A 16,365-nucleotide genomic window follows, 5' to 3' on the forward strand; every position below is an offset into this window, starting at 1 on the left:
TTCTTCCTTGCGCATCGGAGGCACCTGGGCGGCAATCAGGCCGGTCTCAGGAATTCTGTTTCGTCTTCCGCTTGCTCTCTTTCTCCAGTGCATCGACAAGTTCCTTCTTCGTCATCGTCGACCTTCCAGAGATGTTCAGCTTCTTCGCCTGCGCGTAGAGGTGCTCCTTCGACGCGTTCGCATCGACTCCGCCGGCCGTTGCGCGATTGGTGTTCTTCCCGCCTGAGCTCTGCGCGTCCGAGGGGCCTGGCGACTCTTTCGCCACCCACCTGTCGCCGACCTTTTCGAAACTGTGTTTGAGGGCGTCGTAGGCGACCTGGTGGGCTCTCTTCTCGTCCCCGTATTGGTCGATGGCCGAGTCGTAGGCCTTGGCGAAGGTCCGCTGCGCCTTCTTGCTCGACTTCTCCAATGTCGACGGCAGCTCGGCTTTCTTGGGCGTTCCTGCTTTCGTCGTCTTCGGCATGGTGTGAACAGCTCCTATCGTGTCGGCTTCGTCTGCTGCATCGGGGTTCGGTCTTGGTCAAGTCGAAGGAAAGTCTATTTCGCCCCCCGCCTCAGCCGGTGCGCTTCTTCGGTGCGGACTTCTTCGTCCCCTTCTTCTTCGACGATCGGGAACTGTCCACCGACTTGCGCAGGGCTTCCATGAGGTCGATGACATCTCCACCGCTGGTGTCCTCGGAATCGTCTTCGTCGAACGTCTTCTCGACATCGAAACTCTCGCCTGAGTCGATCTTCGCGTCGATGAGTTTGCGCAGTTCGACCTGATAGTCGTCGCTGAACTCCTCGGGGGTGAAGTCCTCGGAGTATGACTCAACGAGCTTCTCCGACATTTCGAGTTCTTTGTCCGAGATCTTCGCCTTCGAGTTCACTCCCTTGAAGTCGACGTCTCGGATCTCATCGGCCCAGCGCAGGGTCTGGATCATGAGGACCTTTCCGCACACTCGCAGCACGGCCAGGCGCGTCCGGGTGCGCAGTGTGAGTCTCACGATCGCTGTCCGCTCCGTCTTCTCGAGCGTCTGACGCAACAAGAGGTAGGCCTTCGGCGTCTTCGACGTCGGCTCGAGGAAGTAGGACCTTTCGAGCATGATGGGGTCGATCTCGTCGCTGGGCACAAATTGGAGGACGTCGATGTCATCGTCGTCCTCTGCGGGGAGAGCCTCGAAGTCCTCGCTGGTGAGCACGACGCGGTGCTCACCATCGTCGAAGGCCTTGTCGATGTCGTCGTAATCGACGGTCTTCCCGCACTTCTCGCAGCGGTGCTGATTGCGGATCCGCCCTCCGTCCTTCGCATGGACCTGGTGCATCCTGACGTCGTGGTTCTCCGTCGCCGAGTACAGCTTCACCGGCACATTGACGAGGCCGAAGGCGATGGATCCGGTCCAGATAGCTCTCATGCCCCCATTGAAACGCAGGTTTCGAGCACTGGCTAGCCCCCTTGGCCGAGGTCGACGAACTCAGTGCGTCTGGCACCGGGCTTCAGTCGGACTCTCGGGCTCTGCGTGCCGAGGCGACGTCGTCGACGATGACGACGATGTGGCGCAGGCTCGTGATGAGGGAGCCGTAGAGCGGCCAGGTGGTCTTCGGGAGCGTCTGATGCTGTGAGATATCGGCTGAGAGCTGCTCGAGCCTGTCGAAGACCGGTTCGACCTCACTGTCGGGATCGGCGATGGCCCGTCCGGCATCGGCCACGATCGATGCCCACTCTTGACGGAACTGCGAGTTCCATTCCGTTTCCGATGACGATGCCTCTCGGAGAGTACGGGCAAGGTTCCGCAGGTGTGAGATGCCTTCGTCGACTCGGAGCAAGATGCTCTCATAGCTTTCCTCCTCGTAGTGCGGGGCACTTTCCGGTGCGTCAGGTCGGCCGTGAGAGCTGCCGATGCGCATGGCTGTGCGGGGGTTGATGCGTCTGCTCTCGCGGGCGAATCGCACGGTCTGCCACGCCGACTCAAGCTCTCGGCTCATGGCCTCCGTGCGTTCGAACCATTCCTGTGCCGAATCAGAGTCCCATGTGTGGGAGAACTGCTTCGACATGTCGGTGAGCACTTCGCCCATCTGCCGGTTGACGCTGTCGATATAGTGGGCCGCCTGTCGATCCCGCAGCGGTGGGATCATGAGGAGGTTGACGGCGAGTCCGAAGGCCACCCCGAGGGCGAGTTCGAGGAGTCGGTCGGCGAGCAGCGGCTGCTGGGAATCGAAACCGGAGCCGAGGATGAAGATCGCGGTCGTCGCGATCGCCACACCTTCGTCACGGATCCACGACAGGCGGGCACCGGCCAGGCCGACGAACATCGCCAGAGCGAAAGTCCAGATACTGACACCGAGGTAGTTGCCGATGAGGAAGGACACGCCGACGCCGATCGTCGACGCGATAGTCGTCTGCACGCCTCGAGAGAACGACCTGTAGACGGTGGCGTGGACTGTCAGCAACGCAGTCCACGGAGCGAGGAACGGCATCTGGCTCTCGAGCACGGCATCGGAGAACCACCATGCGCCCGTGGCCGCGATCACTCCCTTGGCGATCTGCAGCAGGTCGGTGGCGAACTCCGGTCGCCGGAGGTATTCCGCCACTGAGTGTTGGTGGGGCATTGTCGGCTCCTTTGCATCGATGTTCTGCTGAGACGCATTCAACTCAGGAAAGCAGTCTAAAGGCCGTCCCTCCTGCAGGTCAGTTCGCTGGCGTCTGCAGCGAGCTTCGTCTCCGGGCGAACCAGGTGAGGACCGTCGCCCTCCTGCGGGAGCGGTCCCGGATGGGTGTGCAGATTCTCCCGGCGGGGGCACTCCGATGCGGAGGCGATAGAGTGAGCGGATGTCTCCACTGAGAGTTCCACCCACCAGTCACATCAGCCGTCGAATCGTGCCCTGGGCGATCGCCGGTCTGGCCAGTGCCGTGCCGGCAACCGTCGCCGCTTCGATGGTCATCGACCTGATCCAGAAACGGGGACGCAAAACGCGCACCGCTCCGCGTCCGGGAACATTCAGTTCAACGGTCGAAGAGTCAGAGCTCAACATCTATACCGATGGTTCCACCCTGTACGAGGCCATGATCGATGCGATCGATTCGGCGCGTGAGTCGATCCTCATGGAGACATTCATTTGGAAGAACGACGAGGTGGGCCAGAGGTTCATCGATGCATTCAATGCGGCGGCGGATCGCGGAGTCGAGATCCACCTCATCTACGACGGGTTCGCGAACCTCACGATCCCGTCGTCCTTCTACCGGCAGCTGTCTGAACGTATCCATGTCCTGCGCCTGCCGACAGTGGCGCGGCAGTTCTGGCGCGGGCCTCTGCGCCATTCGGGATTCAACCATTCGAAGATCCTCGTCATCGACGACGATGTGGCCTTCGTCGGCGGATTCAACATCGGCTCCCTCTATGCCCGTCACTGGCGCGATACCCATCTGCGCTCGGTCGGTCCGGGAGCATGGGGGCTGCGACAGACGATCGCGCAGGTGTGGAATGAGTTCCACGACACCGACGAACAGATCGCCTGGGTCCCGCCCGAAGTGTGGGAGTCGAAGCTGCGAGTCGCTGCCAACCTGCCCATCCACCTCGTCTACCCGATCCGGAGCATGTACCTCAACGCCTTCGCTCGCGCACAGAAGCGAATCTGGCTGACGACTCCCTACTTCATCCCTGACCAACAGCTTCTGCAGGCGCTGATCGAGGCGGCTGATCGGGGAGTCGATGTGCGGGTGATGGTTCCGCAGGAATCCAACCACATCCTCGGGGACTGGCTCTCACGGGGATTCTTCGAACAGATGATCAACTCGAAGGTCACGGTCCTGCTCTACACCGCGAGCATGATCCATTCGAAGGTCGCCACCGTCGACGGCGAATGGTCGACGGTGGGCACGGCGAATATCGACCGACTGTCGTTGACATTCAACTACGAGAGCAATGTCGAAGTCATCGACAGCGCCTTCGCCGCCGAGATGGAGAAGGTGTTCGGCAGAGATTCCGCGCACTGCGTGGAGCTCGGCACAAATTGGCTCGACCGGCATCAGCTGGTCAAGCTCGCCGAACGGGCGCTCGTGCCAATGCGCCCCTGGTTGTGAGGAAGGCCGCTTCCCGGCCGGCCTGAAGAGCGAGCCGGCCTGAAGAGCGCCAAGACCGCGCAGACGCGGTGGAGCGCTTCCGCACCCCCCCCTGTCGCAGACCTGTTCTGCCCAGTACCGTAGGAGAAGATCGTGGGCAGAGGCACGAACAGTGCGCAGGAGGAGGTGCCCAATGGCACGCCGCGAGCAGAAGGTGACGGTCGAGGGCCATCGGCTGACATTGAGCAATCTGGACAAGGTCCTCTACCCGGAGACCGGCACGACAAAGGGCGAGATCCTCGACTACTGTGCCAAGATCGCCCCGCACGTCATCCGCCATGCCCGGGACCGGATCGCCACGCGCAAACGCTGGGTCGACGGAGTCGGCACTCCCGATGACCCCGGGGATGTGTTCTTCGAGAAGAACCTGCCCGAATCCGCACCGTCGTGGATCCGAACACGCGCGATCCGACATTCCACCGGCACCAAACGCTATCCCCTGGTCAACGATCTCGCGACGCTGACCTATCTCACGCAGATGGCTGCGCTCGAGATCCATGTCCCCCAGTGGAGGGTGAGTGCGGGGGCGAAGGATCCCGGCACGATCGATTCCGAGAACAGGTACCCCGACCGGATGGTCTTCGACCTCGACCCCGGCCCCGGGCGCTGTTTGGCCGACTGCATCGAGGTGGCTCAGCTCGTCCGCGAACTGCTCGAGGGCATGGGACGCGACGCATACCCGGTGACCAGCGGGTCCAAAGGCGTCCACCTCTATGCACCGCTGGACGGGTCGGCGAGCTCGCAGGAGGTCTCCGATGTCGCCCATGAGCTCGCCCGCAGCCTCGAAGCCGATCATCGGGAGCTCATCGTCTCAGCGATGAAGAAGACGCTGCGGGAGAACAAGGTGCTCATCGATTGGTCGCAGAACTCGGCGTCCAAAACCACCGTGGCTCCGTATTCCCTGCGCGGACGCTTCACCCCGACAGTCGCCGCTCCCCGCAGCTGGGACGAATTCGACGACCCGGCAACCGTCGAGCAGATGCGTTTCGAGGAGGTCCTCGACCGGATCGACGATGTGGGGGACCTCCTCGAACCCCTCGCCGAGGCGGTCGGAGGAACCACCTCGGCGCCGGAGTCCGGAGCGGATTCGGAGCCCCACACGAACTCGAAGTCAGAAGAGACCCCGGAAACCGAGCGCGACCGGCTGGAAATCTACCGGTCCAAACGAGATCCGAAGCGCACGAGCGAACCCGTCCCAGCGAAACAGGGAACGAGCGGGGCCGAACTGAGCTTCGTCATCCAAGAACACCACGCGAGGAGCCTCCACTGGGACTTCCGACTCGAACACGATGGGGTATTGGTTTCCTGGGCGCTGCCGAAGGGACCGCCGACCGACCCGGGGAAGAACCACCTGGCGGTCCAGACCGAGGACCACCCCCTCGAATACGGCAGCTTCGAAGGCACGATCCCGAAGGGGGAGTACGGCGCCGGCGAGGTCGAGATCTGGGACTCGGGAACCTGCGACATCGAGAAGTGGAACGAGGGCAGGGAAGTCATCGCGGTCCTCCATGGGCGTGAGGACGGCGGCCTCGGGGGAGTGCGGCGGTTCGCGCTGTTCAACACCGGAGACCACGGTCCGAACAAGGATCCCGAGAAGAACTGGATGATCCATCTCATGGAGGACGAGCCGAAGAAGGCGGCACCTTCCGCCGGTCGCAAGCAGGCGGCCCTGCCGGCGGATCTGTCCCCGATGCTCGCGAGCATCGGAAACATCGACTCCGTCCGGCAGGAGGCAGAGGACTGGGCGTTCGAGATGAAGTGGGACGGCATCAGGGCCCTGGCGAGGGTGCAGCCGGGCGACGGGGACCGCAACGGCAGCATCGAGCTGACCAGCCGCAACGGCCGACACATGACGAACACGTACCCGGAGCTTCGCGAACTGGTTGAGTGTGTTGATGTCGACTGCATCCTCGACGGGGAGATCGTCGCCCTCGGGCAGGGCAGCCGACCGGACTTCGGGCGCCTCCAGCGCAGAATGGGGTTGAGCCGGGACAGCGACGTCGAACGGGAGCGGCGACGTACCCCTGTCTACCTCATGCTCTTCGACGTCCTCCACGCGGACGGAACCTCGCTGCTGCGCGCCCCCTATGCGGAACGGCGCGAACGTCTGTTCGACCTCGTTACCGAGAGCGAGCACATCCATGTTCCCGACGCCTTCGAGGGAAGCGTCGACGCCGCCTTCGAGTCCAGCCGGAAGCTTCGACTCGAAGGGGTGATGGCGAAGCGGACCGACAGCATCTATCTCCCCGGAAAGCGCACTCGCACCTGGGCCAAGCTCAAGCACGCCTCGACGCGCGATGTCGTCATCGTCGGCTGGCGGACCGGAGAAGGCGAACGCGCTGACAGCTTTGCCTCACTGCTGGTCGCCGCCCATGACGACGACGGACTCCACTACCTGGGCCGCGTGGGCACCGGGTTCGACGACGAGGCATTGCAGAGTCTGCGGGCCCGACTCGATCGCCGGTCGCGGAAGACGCCGGCCCTCACGGTGCCGGCCGCCGAATCGCGAGATGCCCACTGGGTGCGCCCCGACCTCGTCGGGGAAGTCCGGTTCTCGGGCCTGACCGAGGCCGGTCGCCTGCGGCACCCTGTATGGCGCGGCCTGCGCTCCGACATCGACGCAGCGGATGTCAGCTTCTCATCCTCGGCGACAGCAGATCAGCCATGATCGGCCTACGGTCGGATCGCCCGTTCCTCGGCGTTGTGTCCTGGAGTGAGGTCTCCCAGCTGTGACGGACGCAGAGCTGTGAAGCCGCCCGCGATCTCGACCGAATCGACACGCGCAGTGAGGCAGACGTGATCGCCTCCGTCGTCGAGCATCGTGATGCGTTCGACGATGAGGCGGTTCGGTAGGGCAGTCAGCAGCGGCACTCCATCCTCGGTGACGGTGAGGTCAAGACCGGCGAACTTGTCCGTCTCCGATCCGGAGCGCGACCCGAAAAACCGGGCCAGCTCACTGTCCGCGGTGGTGGGGAAATGGACGGCGAAATGATCCGAACGCAGCGCGACCCGGTAGGTGTGGTTGGCCTTCAACAGCCAGAAGCAGTAATGCCCGGGATCGATGCTCGCCTGCGAATGGAAGCCGACCAGACAGCCGGCCCGTTCGCCCTCCGCCGAGGTGGTGACGACGATGAGCGGGGAATCGACCGAAGCCATGAGGTCGTCGAGCTCGGAGGCGCTCATGATCGTCCCTCCTCCGCGGGCTTCGCCTCGTAGCGGAGGAAGAGCGTGTCGTCGGCGACCATCGTCGACTTCAGCGAGAACTGTGCGATGCCGGCTCCCGGCGGCGCAACGCTCACCGGCAGCGGATCGCCGCCCATCATCGGTGAGATCGACAGGCACAGCTCGTCGAGGCGGTCTGCGGCGACGAGCTCCCCGAGCCAGCGTGGCCCGCCTTCGCAGAGGACGACCCGGTAGCCGAGACCGGCGAGGGCCTGCAGTGCCTTCGCAGGTTCGACACGGTCCTCACCGGCGATGATGACCGTGGCCGCCTGTTCGGCGGCCGCCAGCAGCTTCGGATCGGCCTGTGCACACGTGATGACGATTGTGCGCGCGTGCTCGGGGGCTGCGGCGAAGACCTGTGATGACCAGTCGAGGTCGAGGCTGCGACTGACGACCGCCACCGGCAGCATCACGGCTTGTCCCCGCTTTCGACGCTGGATTCGGGCGGACTCGGGCAGTCGCATCGGAGCATAACCTTCGCTGCGGATGGTCTGAGCGCCGACCATGACGACATCGGCGATCTGCCGCATCCGCCGGAACAGGTCCTGATCGGGTTCTGTCGACAGCGCGCCGACGCGCCCGTGGATGGCGGCGGTTCCGTCGAGGCCGGCGACCATGTGACCGGTGACCCAGCATTCGTGCCGCGGCTGGGTGCGGTCGACCTCCAGGTAGAGTGTCAGCGGGTCAGGGATCGGGACACCGCGTTCGAGAGGCTCCATCCAGGCAGTCTACTCAGTCCGTCCAAGCGTCGTCGGTGAAGTATCCGTCGATGAATCCGGGTAGGCGCTGTCCGTCCTTCGCGGTCGCCAGTGTGTACGGGGCGACGTGGAAGCCGGCCTTGTCGAGTTCGCGCATCTTGTTCGTCGGCAGGTTCTTGCTCGGTCCCACCCATTCGATGCCGGCGTCCTTGATCTCGGCCGGTGATTCCTTCGGCATGGCCGACCCCATGAGGTAGAGCGAGGTGTATCCGCGGTCGGCGATCGTCTTCGCCGCTTCGAAGTCGAAGGACTGGACGACGAGGGAGTCCTGCAAACCTCGTTCGTCGAATTCGTTGAGGACGCGGTTGACGTCCTCGGGGGTGGCTCCGGGCTTGATCTCGGGCACGAGGACGACCTCGCCGCCCATTTCGTCGAGGAGTTCGTCGAGGGTGACGGTGGCGGCTTCTTCTCCGCCGGCCGGGTGTTTGATCGTGGCCGCGTCCCATTCCTCGCGGCTGAGGTCCCGGATGGGACCGGTTGCGCCGTTGAGTGTGCGGTCGGCAGTGTCGTCGTGGATGAGGACGGGGGTGCCGTCTGCGAGGAACTGGATGTCCATTTCGGGGAGGAATCCGTCCTTCGCCGAGGCGGTGAATCCTTCCATGGATTCTTCCGGATAGACGTCGGCGCCGCCTCGGTGGGAGATCGTGGTCGGGAACTCGAGGTCGGCGACCTTGTCAGGGGCCGTGAAGTCGCCGGGGGAGCCGAGTCCCGGTGTTTCACCTGCAGAGCCGAGGCCGGTGGCTGCCGCGGGGGCGAGGCCGGTGCTGAAGGTGGCCGAGGCTGTGAGGACTGCAGCGGCGAGAATCGTGAACGGACGGGTGCGTGTGGATTTCTCTCTCTGTGTATTCACGCTCGCGACGCTACGAAGCGCAGGTGATCGTGTGGCGAAGCCGCCGTGAACGTCATCGGCCGAGTGGGCGAACGGGTGGGTAACAAGCAGCCCGGGTCAGCTTCTTATGGAAGCTGCCCGGGCCGAGGAACTGGTGGGGGAGTGCCTCAGTTTCCGAATGCCTGCTTCGTATGCGAGCGGCCGACGAAGGCCATGATGATGAGGAAGATGCCGAAGATGATCGTGTAGATCGCGATAATCCAAACCAGCGCGAGCAATGCGGCTCCCGGATTGGAGAAGACGACGATGAACATGATGACGGCGAAGATGATGTCGAGGACTCCGAGGGCCTTCGACCATCCCTTGAATGATTTCGAAGCGACGCTGAGGATGCCATCGAGCCCGGCAGCTCATCGGAGTCACCGGGCAGTACGCCTCGGCGACGATGAGAAGCTCACCGGCCGTGAAAACCTCAAACTCATCGCTCGTCTGCAGGGATTGTCCCGAGGCGCGGCACAACCGATCGCGGCCGATCTCCTCGACGAGTTCGGCTTGGAGTAGGCCGCCGACAAACCGCTTTCGACGTTCCCCGACGGTATGCGCCGTCGCTTCGACCTGGCCGTGAGTCTGATCAGCCGCCCACCGCTGATCTTCCTCGACGAACCGACCACCGGCTTCGACCCGCGGACCCGGAACCAGATGTGGGCGACTATCCGCAGCCTGATCGCCTCCGGAGTCACCGTGCTGCTGACCACGCAGTACCTCGAGGAAGCCGACCAGCCGGCCGACCGGATTGCCGTCATCGACCGTGGGGCGATCGTCGCTCAAGGCACTCCGGCCGAGCTTAAGTCGTCGATCGGAGGATCCAGCCTCCACGTAGGCCTCGATGCCGACGCCTAGGTCGACGACAGCGAACGCGCACAGACGATCATCGCCGGCATCGTCGGTGCGGAGGCCGTCCATGTCGCAGGCACCAGCGAGATAACGGTCTACCTGCAGCAGGCCGGGGACGCGAGATCGGTCCTCGTCGCCCTCCGGGAAGCCGCCGTCGACGTCGTCTCGATCAAGGTGGCCGAACCCAGCCTCGACGTTGTCTTTCTCACCATCACCGGCGAGACCACCACCGATGCTTCCACGCAGCCCCAGCCCACCGAAAGAATCCCCGCCTGAGAGCCGCCCCTGCCGACCGGACCGCTGCTGGTCCGACCACGACCGTCGACCGCGTCCACGAAGACGCTGCCGGCCTGCCCCGCCGACTCGAGGGCACGGTCGGTCGCACCGCGGGCCAGAGCCTCCTCGGCGTCTGAGAGAGCAGAGGCGAGAGCCCAGGCATCGACGTCCTCGACCGGCAGATCGAGACGGTAACCGGTCTCAGTGCGGGCGATCGCTGCAGACGTGGTGTGAACACGGGCGCGGAAGACGAGGACCTGCAGAGCCTTGGCTGGATGTGTCGGTGGTGAGTCCGGCCAGATCGCGGTGACCAGTCCTGACGCAGACAGGCCCCGGAATCCTGCATCAACGAGGCGGCGCAGCAGTGACCTGATGCGCTCGCAGGTGATCGGCGTGCCGTTCCAGGCGACGTTGTCGATGAGCCTGAGCCGGGGCTTCACCCGACCAGCTTAAGACCGACGCAGGCCAGTCTGAGACGGACGAAGCCGTCACCTGCTGAGATCTGCGATTCCCCGGAGAAGAACACCGAAGGAAACGGCCGTCTGCATCGCAGCTCACGGTTCTCAGTCGACGAGGTTTTCAAGCGGTTTCGTCAGATCGGCGATGATGGTCGGGTCATGATGAGAACGTTTGCCGGGCACATAGGTCACCGAATCGAGAATGCCGCCTGTGAACCAGTTCGCACCATATTCCTCGAACAGGTCCCAATCCACCGGGGAACCATAGTCGTATCCGACGCTGATTCCTGTGAACGGAGCCATGCCGAACAGCATCGGCACGGCGTCGATGCGCGCGAGTTCAACTCCGTCCTCGGCGAGGGTGATCGTCCACTGCAGATCCTTCACCTCGGTGAAATTCAGACACAGCCGATGCGATCCGGTGGAGATCGCCGTTGCTTGAACGCGTGAGAGGTGACCATAGGCGTTGTAGCTGATGAGCGGGCGGCCCGACTCGAAGCTGAGGAGATATCCTCCGCCTTGGTCCCCGTGGGCGACGACAGCTCCTTGGACATCGTCCGTTGTCTCCAGGGAGATGTCGATGTCGAAAGATCTCAGGACTGTCAGCTTCGATGACCGGAACCGTTCGAGAGCTGTGCCGAAGGGCCGGAGAGTCAGCGGGCGCGACAGTGAGTTCTCCGAACTCGGACGAGTCGACAGCAGCGAGCCGTTGTCGTCGAGGGGGAAGACTTTGTTCTCCCATGCCTCGGCACGCCACTGCTCGGCCAAGCCTCTGACTTCGGATTCCCGCTCGTCGGCCAGGTCGTGCGTCTCCGTCGGGTCGCTGTCGAGATTGTAGAGCTCCCAGTCGCCTCCCGCAGCTCCTTGCCATTTGAACGGTGGTCGAGGGGAGACCAGTTTGAGGCTGTCGTGGATGAGACCTCGCCTGCCCATACACTCGAAATACTGAGTGTGCCGGCCGCTGTGCGGCCGGTTTCTCATCACATCAGTTCTGCTGCGCCCGTCCATCGCTTCGGCCGTCTTGCCCTGCCGCTGGGCCAGCGGCTCGACACCAGTGAGTTCGAGGAGCGTCGGAGCCAGGTCGGAGACGAAGACGAAATCGTGGCGCAGACCCGGCTGCAGGTCCTCCGGCGCTTTCGGCCAGGAGACGATGAGCGGAGAGTGGACACCGCCCTCATACGTACTCGATTTGAAGGAACGATAGGGAGTGTTCGACACACGTGCCCACCCTGTCGGATACTGGCTGAAGACCCGAGCTGAGCCGATGAGGTCGGGATCGCGGGGAACATCGGTGATCCAGTCCTCGGGGAGAGTGCCCAGGGAACCGAACTGGGAGAAGTAGCTTCGGGTTCCCTGTGGGCCGGCTTCGGCGCTCCCGCCGTTGTCGCTGGCGAGGACGATGATGGTGTTCTCGGCCTCTCCGAGCTCCTCCAGATGGTTGAGGAGCCGTCCGACCGATTGATCAACTTCGTTCACCGAGGCGGCGTACACCTCCATGTGTTTGGCGAACAGTGCTCGGTCTTCGTCGCTGAGGGAATCCCAGGAAGGGATCTGATTCGAGTCATCCAGTGCCTTGCCGGGAAGCCTGGCATGGTCAGGGATGATCCCGAGTTCCTTCTGCCGGTCGAATCGCTTCTGCCGCAGCACGTTCCACCCTGCCGCGTATCTGCCTTCGAACTTCGCAATGTCGTCGGCCTTGGCCTGGATGGGACCGTGGACGGCGGTGTGAGCGTAGTAGAGGAAGAATGGTTTGTCCGAATCGTTCGCACGCAGACGGTCGATCATCGCCACGGCCTCATCGGTGAGTTCATCGGTGAGGAAGTACCCGGCCGGGAACTCTCGCCGATCCATGACCGAATTGTCTCGGACGAGTCGGTGCGGGTGATGGACGGATGTGAATCCGTCCATCGAACCGAAATAGCTCTCGAAGCCGCGCTGCAGCGGCCAGGACGACTTCTCGGCCGCATCATGGAGACGCGATTCGAGAGTGAGGTGCCATTTGCCGACCATGAATGTGGCGTACCCACCGGCCCGCAGAGATTCCGCGAGTGTCGGCGCGTTGTCCGGGATCTCGCATGTGAAGCCGGGGTAGCCGGGGTCGGCATGAGCGACGAAGCCGAACCCTGCACGGTGAGGGTTGAGTCCGGTCATCAGCGACGCTCGTGCCGGAGAGCACATCGGTGCAGTCCGATAGTTCGTGAATGTCCACCCGGAGTGGGCCAATCGGTCGATGTTCGGAGTGTCGATCTCGCTACCGTAGGGGCCGAGGTCGCTGAATCCGAGATCGTCGACGAGCATGACGATGACATTCGGCGCATCTGGGTCGGCCTGAGGCTTTTCGGGCCAGGAGGGGGTCGAGTCTGAAGCGAACTCGCTGATATGGCCGTGGAAGTCAGTGGTGCTCATCAACCCGCCTTCCGAATGAGTTCGAAGATCTCGCTTCTCAGCTGAGCGAACCTCGGCAGAGCGCGGGTGGTGAGCTGATCCCGTGGCCCGTCGAAGTCGATGGGGATGACGTCTGTCACCTTTGCCGGACGCTGGCCGAGGACGATGACACGATTGGACAGATAGACGGATTCGTCGATGTCGTGGGTGACGACGAGGATCGTCATATCGAACTGTTCGCGGATGCGCAGGCACAGGTCCTCGAGCTCGAAACGGGTCTGTGCGTCAACGGAGGCGAAGGGTTCGTCCATTATGAGCACGCCCGGGCGGTAAGCGACTGCCCGGGCGATGGCGACCCGCTGCTGCATCCCACCTGACAGCTGCCACGGATATTTCGAGGCGGCCTCCGCCATGCCGACGGCCTCGAGCGATGATGCTGCGCGCTGGCGTCGCTCCTCCGCCGAAAGACTCAGATGTCTGAGAGGCAGCTCGACATTCCGCTCGACCGAAAGCCACGGCATGAGTGAGCGTGTGTACTCCTGGAAGACGAGAGCGAGCTCCTCCGGCGGACCGTCGATGACATGCCCATCGATGGTCGCCTGTCCTGACGTGATCGGCTGCAGCCCGGCGAGGCATTTGAGCAGGGTCGTCTTTCCGGTGCCGGAAGGGCCGACGATGCAGGCGATCTCTCCTTGGCGCAGGTCGAAGGTGAGGTCGTCGATGACGGGCACGTCCCCCTTCTTCGTGGTGTACGTCTTCTTCAGCCCCGAGACGTCGAGGCGGACCGGACGCTCGTCGCTGTGGCCGGCAGTGGATGGGGTTGATGTCATAGCTGTCGCTCCTGTTGCTGGGCGGCGATGTACCAACGCAGGACACGTCGCCGGAAGAGTTCGAAGAGAAAGGTTGCGAGGTAGCCGAAGATGCCGAGCAGGAGGATCCCCGCCCACATATCGGCGATGGTGAAGGTCTGCTGCGCCAAAAGGGTTTTGGCTCCCAAGCCGGTCGACGAACCCAGCATCTCGCTGGCGATCATGACGACGAAGGCGGCGATGAGGCCCACCTGCATCCCGGAGAGGATGCGTGGTGCCGCGGCGGGCAGCACGACCTCGAAGAGGCGTTCGGACCACGTCAGTCGGTAGACTCTGCTGACCATGTCGAGGGTTTCATCATTGGCGCGGACCCCGTCGATGGTCGAGATGAGAACCGGAAAGAGCGCCGCGACTGTGATCGACAGGATCCGGGTCTCATTCTCGAACCCCAGCAGAGAGACGAAGATCGGCACGAGCGCCACGGGTGGGATGGCGCGGAAGAAGTGGATCACTGGCTCGAGCAGCCACGACAGGAACCTCGACGTGCCCAATGCCAGACCGAGCAGGACTCCGAGGAGGCACGCGATGACGAATGACGCAACGAGGTTGCCCAGCGAGCTGCCGATGTCGATGAGGAATTCGGACGTCTGAGTCAGCTGCCACAGGCGGGCGAGGATTGTCTGCAGCGGTGGGAAGAAGATGTTCGTCGACCCCGCCGAGGCGAACCACCAGGCGGCGATGAGGATGACGGGCAGACCCACCTCGGCGCCGATGAGCAGCCAACGGGGGCTGCGGGCGGCCCTTTGGCGGCGGGCCTGCCGAGTCCGCGATCGAAGCGGTTTCTGGATGGTGGTCATCAGGGGTTCTCCTTCCGGAACTGCGGGTGCCAATGGAGGACCCGACGCTCGACGAGTGAGCTCACACCCTGGAACACCAGTCCCAGCAGCCCGAGGATGAGGACGTACGCGAAGAGTTCGGGCTGATTGCCGGCCAGCTGTGCCTGTAGCAGGCTCTGTCCCAGGCCCGGACCGCCGCCGAGCAACCCGGCCACGACGGCGACGATGAGCGACGTCGGTGCGGCCACTCGCACAGCGGTGCCGATATAGGGAAGTGCGCTGGGGAGCACGATCCGCCGGAGCACCTCCGCGCGGGAGAGACCGAAAGTCTCACCGGTCGCCTTGCGCACCGGATCGGTGTCGAAGACCCCGGCAGAGGTCTGGATCGCTATGGCGATCGTGCAGCCGATGATGACGAGGAAGATGCCCATGAACGGAGTGGGCCCCAGGACGAGGACGACGATGGGCAGAACGACAATGGGCGGAATCGGTTTGAAGAATTCGACGATCACTCGCGTGGCATGCATGACCAGCGGCGACGAACCGATGGCGATGCCCAGAGCCACGCCGACGACGATGGCCGCGAGCAGCCCGACGACGGCGATGACGAGCGTGTCGAGAGTCGACAGCCACAGGTCGACGGTGGTGAGCAGCTGAAGCATTGTGGTGATGGCCTCTCCCGCCGAGGGCATCGGCGATTCGGCCAGCGGGCCGATCATCGAGGCCAGCTGCCAGACGGCGATAGCCAGCAGTACGCCGAAGCAGCCGACGAGAAAGCGTCGAACGGTTGTGCTCATTGTTCCTCTCCTCCCTTGATCACCGAAGTCAGATCCACTGGCTCCGAGAGGAGATTCAGGCCGACGAGCTTCTCATTGACCGATGACAGATCCCGCTTGCCGATGGTCTCCGGCCAATACGGAATCGTGACCTCGTCGAGCGACAGGCCCGATTTCGTGTAGTCGATTCCTGCCTGAGTGGCCTCTTCGGGATGGTCATTGGCATAGGCGTTGGAGCGTTCGATGGCGCGTTTGAAACCCCGGATGAGTTCGGGCTTCTCGTCGAAAGTCGAGGTCCCGACCGTCCACATGCCGACCGCTGCTGCGCCGAAGAAGTTGTACGAGGGTGCGAGGAGGAAGTGTGCCCCGGCTGATTTCGCCTTCGACGTGAAGGGATTGACGAGGGCGGCGGCATCGACTTGGCCCTGACTGAGAGCGGCCGTCGCCGAGGTGAAGTCGAGAACGACCCAGTTGATGCTCTCAGGGTCGACGCCGGCCTGTCGCAGCGCCTCGACGATGGTGACTTCGAGCTGAGCTTTGCGGGCGGGAACGGAGATCGTTCTGCCCGCGAGGTCCTTCAGGGAATCGATTCCGCTGTCGGCGGCCGAGAACAGGGCTGTGTCGTCGAACTCCTCGGGATCCTCAGACTCCGCCTGCTTCTTGCTGAAGCCGTCGGCGCCGGCCACGACGCCGATGGGCATGTGACGGCTGAGAGCCGTGAGGATGGACACGCTGGGCGAATAGGCGATGTCGACCTGACCGCTCTGCGCGGCCGCGAGTCCGGCCGGGGGATCTTTGACCAGTGAGGTGCGGACTTCGATTCCTTCATCGGCGAAGAAGCCCTTCTTCATTCCGGTGATGAGCGAACCGTCGCTGGTCAGGCCGATGGTCGAGACCTTGAGGACGTCGAGGCCGGCAGCAGAACCTCTCGCGTCTTCGAAGGAGCAGGCGCTCGTCGTCGCCACAGCGGCTGCTGCAGCGAGTGCGGTGAGCGCCCGCCGTCGGGATATGGGTTCAGGCATG

At 63.5% G+C, this 16,365-nt stretch carries 17 protein-coding genes; 4 read left to right on the forward strand and 13 right to left on the reverse strand.

The annotated features are described in order from the left end of the window. Positions 1–46: 46 nt before the first annotated feature. The 3 genes from D3I60_RS18365 to D3I60_RS18375 form a co-directional block, all read right to left on the reverse strand. The gene (locus D3I60_RS18365) at positions 47–463 is read right to left on the reverse strand and encodes a ChaB family protein (RefSeq protein ID WP_262778286.1); all 417 of its coding nucleotides are present in this window, start codon (positions 461–463) and stop codon (positions 47–49) included. 91 nt (positions 464–554) lie between these two features. Then, the gene (gene ku, locus D3I60_RS18370) at positions 555–1,394 is read right to left on the reverse strand and encodes a non-homologous end joining protein Ku (protein WP_262778289.1); all 840 of its coding nucleotides are present in this window, start codon (positions 1,392–1,394) and stop codon (positions 555–557) included. Between the two features lie 82 nt (positions 1,395–1,476). Beyond that, a complete protein-coding gene (locus D3I60_RS18375) occupies positions 1,477–2,589 on the reverse strand; it encodes an FUSC family protein (protein ID WP_262778292.1) in 1,113 nt (370 codons plus the stop codon). A gap of 220 nt (positions 2,590–2,809) precedes the next feature. Between D3I60_RS18375 and D3I60_RS18380 the strand changes: the two genes are divergently transcribed. Beyond that, positions 2,810–4,060 carry a phospholipase D-like domain-containing protein gene (locus D3I60_RS18380; protein ID WP_262778295.1) on the forward strand — a complete coding sequence of 417 codons (1,251 nt, stop codon included), beginning with the start codon at positions 2,810–2,812 and terminating at the stop codon, positions 4,058–4,060. Between the two features lie 172 nt (positions 4,061–4,232). Then, positions 4,233–6,767 carry an ATP-dependent DNA ligase gene (locus tag D3I60_RS18385; RefSeq protein ID WP_262778296.1) on the forward strand — a complete coding sequence of 845 codons (2,535 nt, stop codon included), beginning with the start codon at positions 4,233–4,235 and terminating at the stop codon, positions 6,765–6,767. Between the two features lie 5 nt (positions 6,768–6,772). Here D3I60_RS18385 and D3I60_RS18390 read toward each other — a convergent pair whose 3' ends face one another. The 4 genes from D3I60_RS18390 to D3I60_RS18405 all read right to left on the reverse strand — a co-directional run bounded on the left by D3I60_RS18390 (position 6,773) and on the right by D3I60_RS18405 (position 9,222). Beyond that, the gene (locus tag D3I60_RS18390; protein ID WP_262778298.1) at positions 6,773–7,282 is read right to left on the reverse strand and encodes a flavin reductase family protein; all 510 of its coding nucleotides are present in this window, start codon (positions 7,280–7,282) and stop codon (positions 6,773–6,775) included. Then, the gene (locus D3I60_RS18395; protein WP_262778299.1) at positions 7,279–8,040 is read right to left on the reverse strand and encodes a dihydrofolate reductase family protein; all 762 of its coding nucleotides are present in this window, start codon (positions 8,038–8,040) and stop codon (positions 7,279–7,281) included. The genes D3I60_RS18390 and D3I60_RS18395 overlap by 4 nt, the downstream gene beginning before the upstream one ends. A gap of 13 nt (positions 8,041–8,053) precedes the next feature. Beyond that, a complete protein-coding gene (locus D3I60_RS18400; protein WP_262778302.1) occupies positions 8,054–8,929 on the reverse strand; it encodes a glycerophosphodiester phosphodiesterase in 876 nt (291 codons plus the stop codon). Between the two features lie 146 nt (positions 8,930–9,075). Next, positions 9,076–9,222 (reverse strand): DUF308 domain-containing protein, encoded by a 147-nt coding sequence (locus D3I60_RS18405; protein ID WP_262778305.1) that lies wholly within the window; start codon positions 9,220–9,222, stop codon positions 9,076–9,078. Between D3I60_RS18405 and D3I60_RS18410 the strand changes: the two genes are divergently transcribed. Both D3I60_RS18410 and D3I60_RS18415 read left to right on the forward strand, forming a co-directional pair. Beyond that, positions 9,215–9,469, forward strand: a complete 255-nt coding sequence (locus D3I60_RS18410) for a hypothetical protein (RefSeq protein ID WP_262778308.1) — start codon at positions 9,215–9,217, stop codon at positions 9,467–9,469. The genes D3I60_RS18405 and D3I60_RS18410 overlap by 8 nt on opposite strands. Before the next feature lie 60 nt (positions 9,470–9,529). Next, complete coding sequence (locus D3I60_RS18415; RefSeq protein WP_262778311.1) at positions 9,530–9,808, forward strand: hypothetical protein; 279 nt, start codon at positions 9,530–9,532, stop codon at positions 9,806–9,808. Between the two features lie 89 nt (positions 9,809–9,897). Here D3I60_RS18415 and D3I60_RS18420 read toward each other — a convergent pair whose 3' ends face one another. From D3I60_RS18420 to D3I60_RS18445, 6 genes are all read right to left on the reverse strand, one after another. Continuing rightward, entirely contained in the window at positions 9,898–10,518 is a 621-nt protein-coding gene (locus D3I60_RS18420) for an AfsR/SARP family transcriptional regulator (protein WP_262778313.1), read from the reverse strand. A 123-nt stretch (positions 10,519–10,641) separates the two neighbouring features. After that, entirely contained in the window at positions 10,642–12,942 is a 2,301-nt protein-coding gene (locus D3I60_RS18425) for an arylsulfatase (protein WP_262778317.1), read from the reverse strand. Beyond that, the gene (locus tag D3I60_RS18430; RefSeq protein ID WP_262778320.1) at positions 12,942–13,751 is read right to left on the reverse strand and encodes an ABC transporter ATP-binding protein; all 810 of its coding nucleotides are present in this window, start codon (positions 13,749–13,751) and stop codon (positions 12,942–12,944) included. Before D3I60_RS18430 ends, D3I60_RS18425 begins: the two co-directional genes overlap by 1 nt. Then, the gene (locus D3I60_RS18435) at positions 13,748–14,587 is read right to left on the reverse strand and encodes an ABC transporter permease (protein ID WP_262778323.1); all 840 of its coding nucleotides are present in this window, start codon (positions 14,585–14,587) and stop codon (positions 13,748–13,750) included. Before D3I60_RS18435 ends, D3I60_RS18430 begins: the two co-directional genes overlap by 4 nt. Continuing rightward, complete coding sequence (locus D3I60_RS18440; protein ID WP_262778326.1) at positions 14,587–15,363, reverse strand: ABC transporter permease; 777 nt, start codon at positions 15,361–15,363, stop codon at positions 14,587–14,589. The genes D3I60_RS18435 and D3I60_RS18440 overlap by 1 nt, the downstream gene beginning before the upstream one ends. After that, the gene (locus D3I60_RS18445; RefSeq protein ID WP_262778329.1) at positions 15,360–16,364 is read right to left on the reverse strand and encodes an ABC transporter substrate-binding protein; all 1,005 of its coding nucleotides are present in this window, start codon (positions 16,362–16,364) and stop codon (positions 15,360–15,362) included. Before D3I60_RS18445 ends, D3I60_RS18440 begins: the two co-directional genes overlap by 4 nt. Between the last annotated feature and the right edge of the window lies 1 nt (position 16,365).

Source organism: Brevibacterium permense, from assembly GCF_025506275.1.
Taxonomy (GTDB): domain Bacteria; phylum Actinomycetota; class Actinomycetes; order Actinomycetales; family Brevibacteriaceae; genus Brevibacterium; species Brevibacterium permense_A.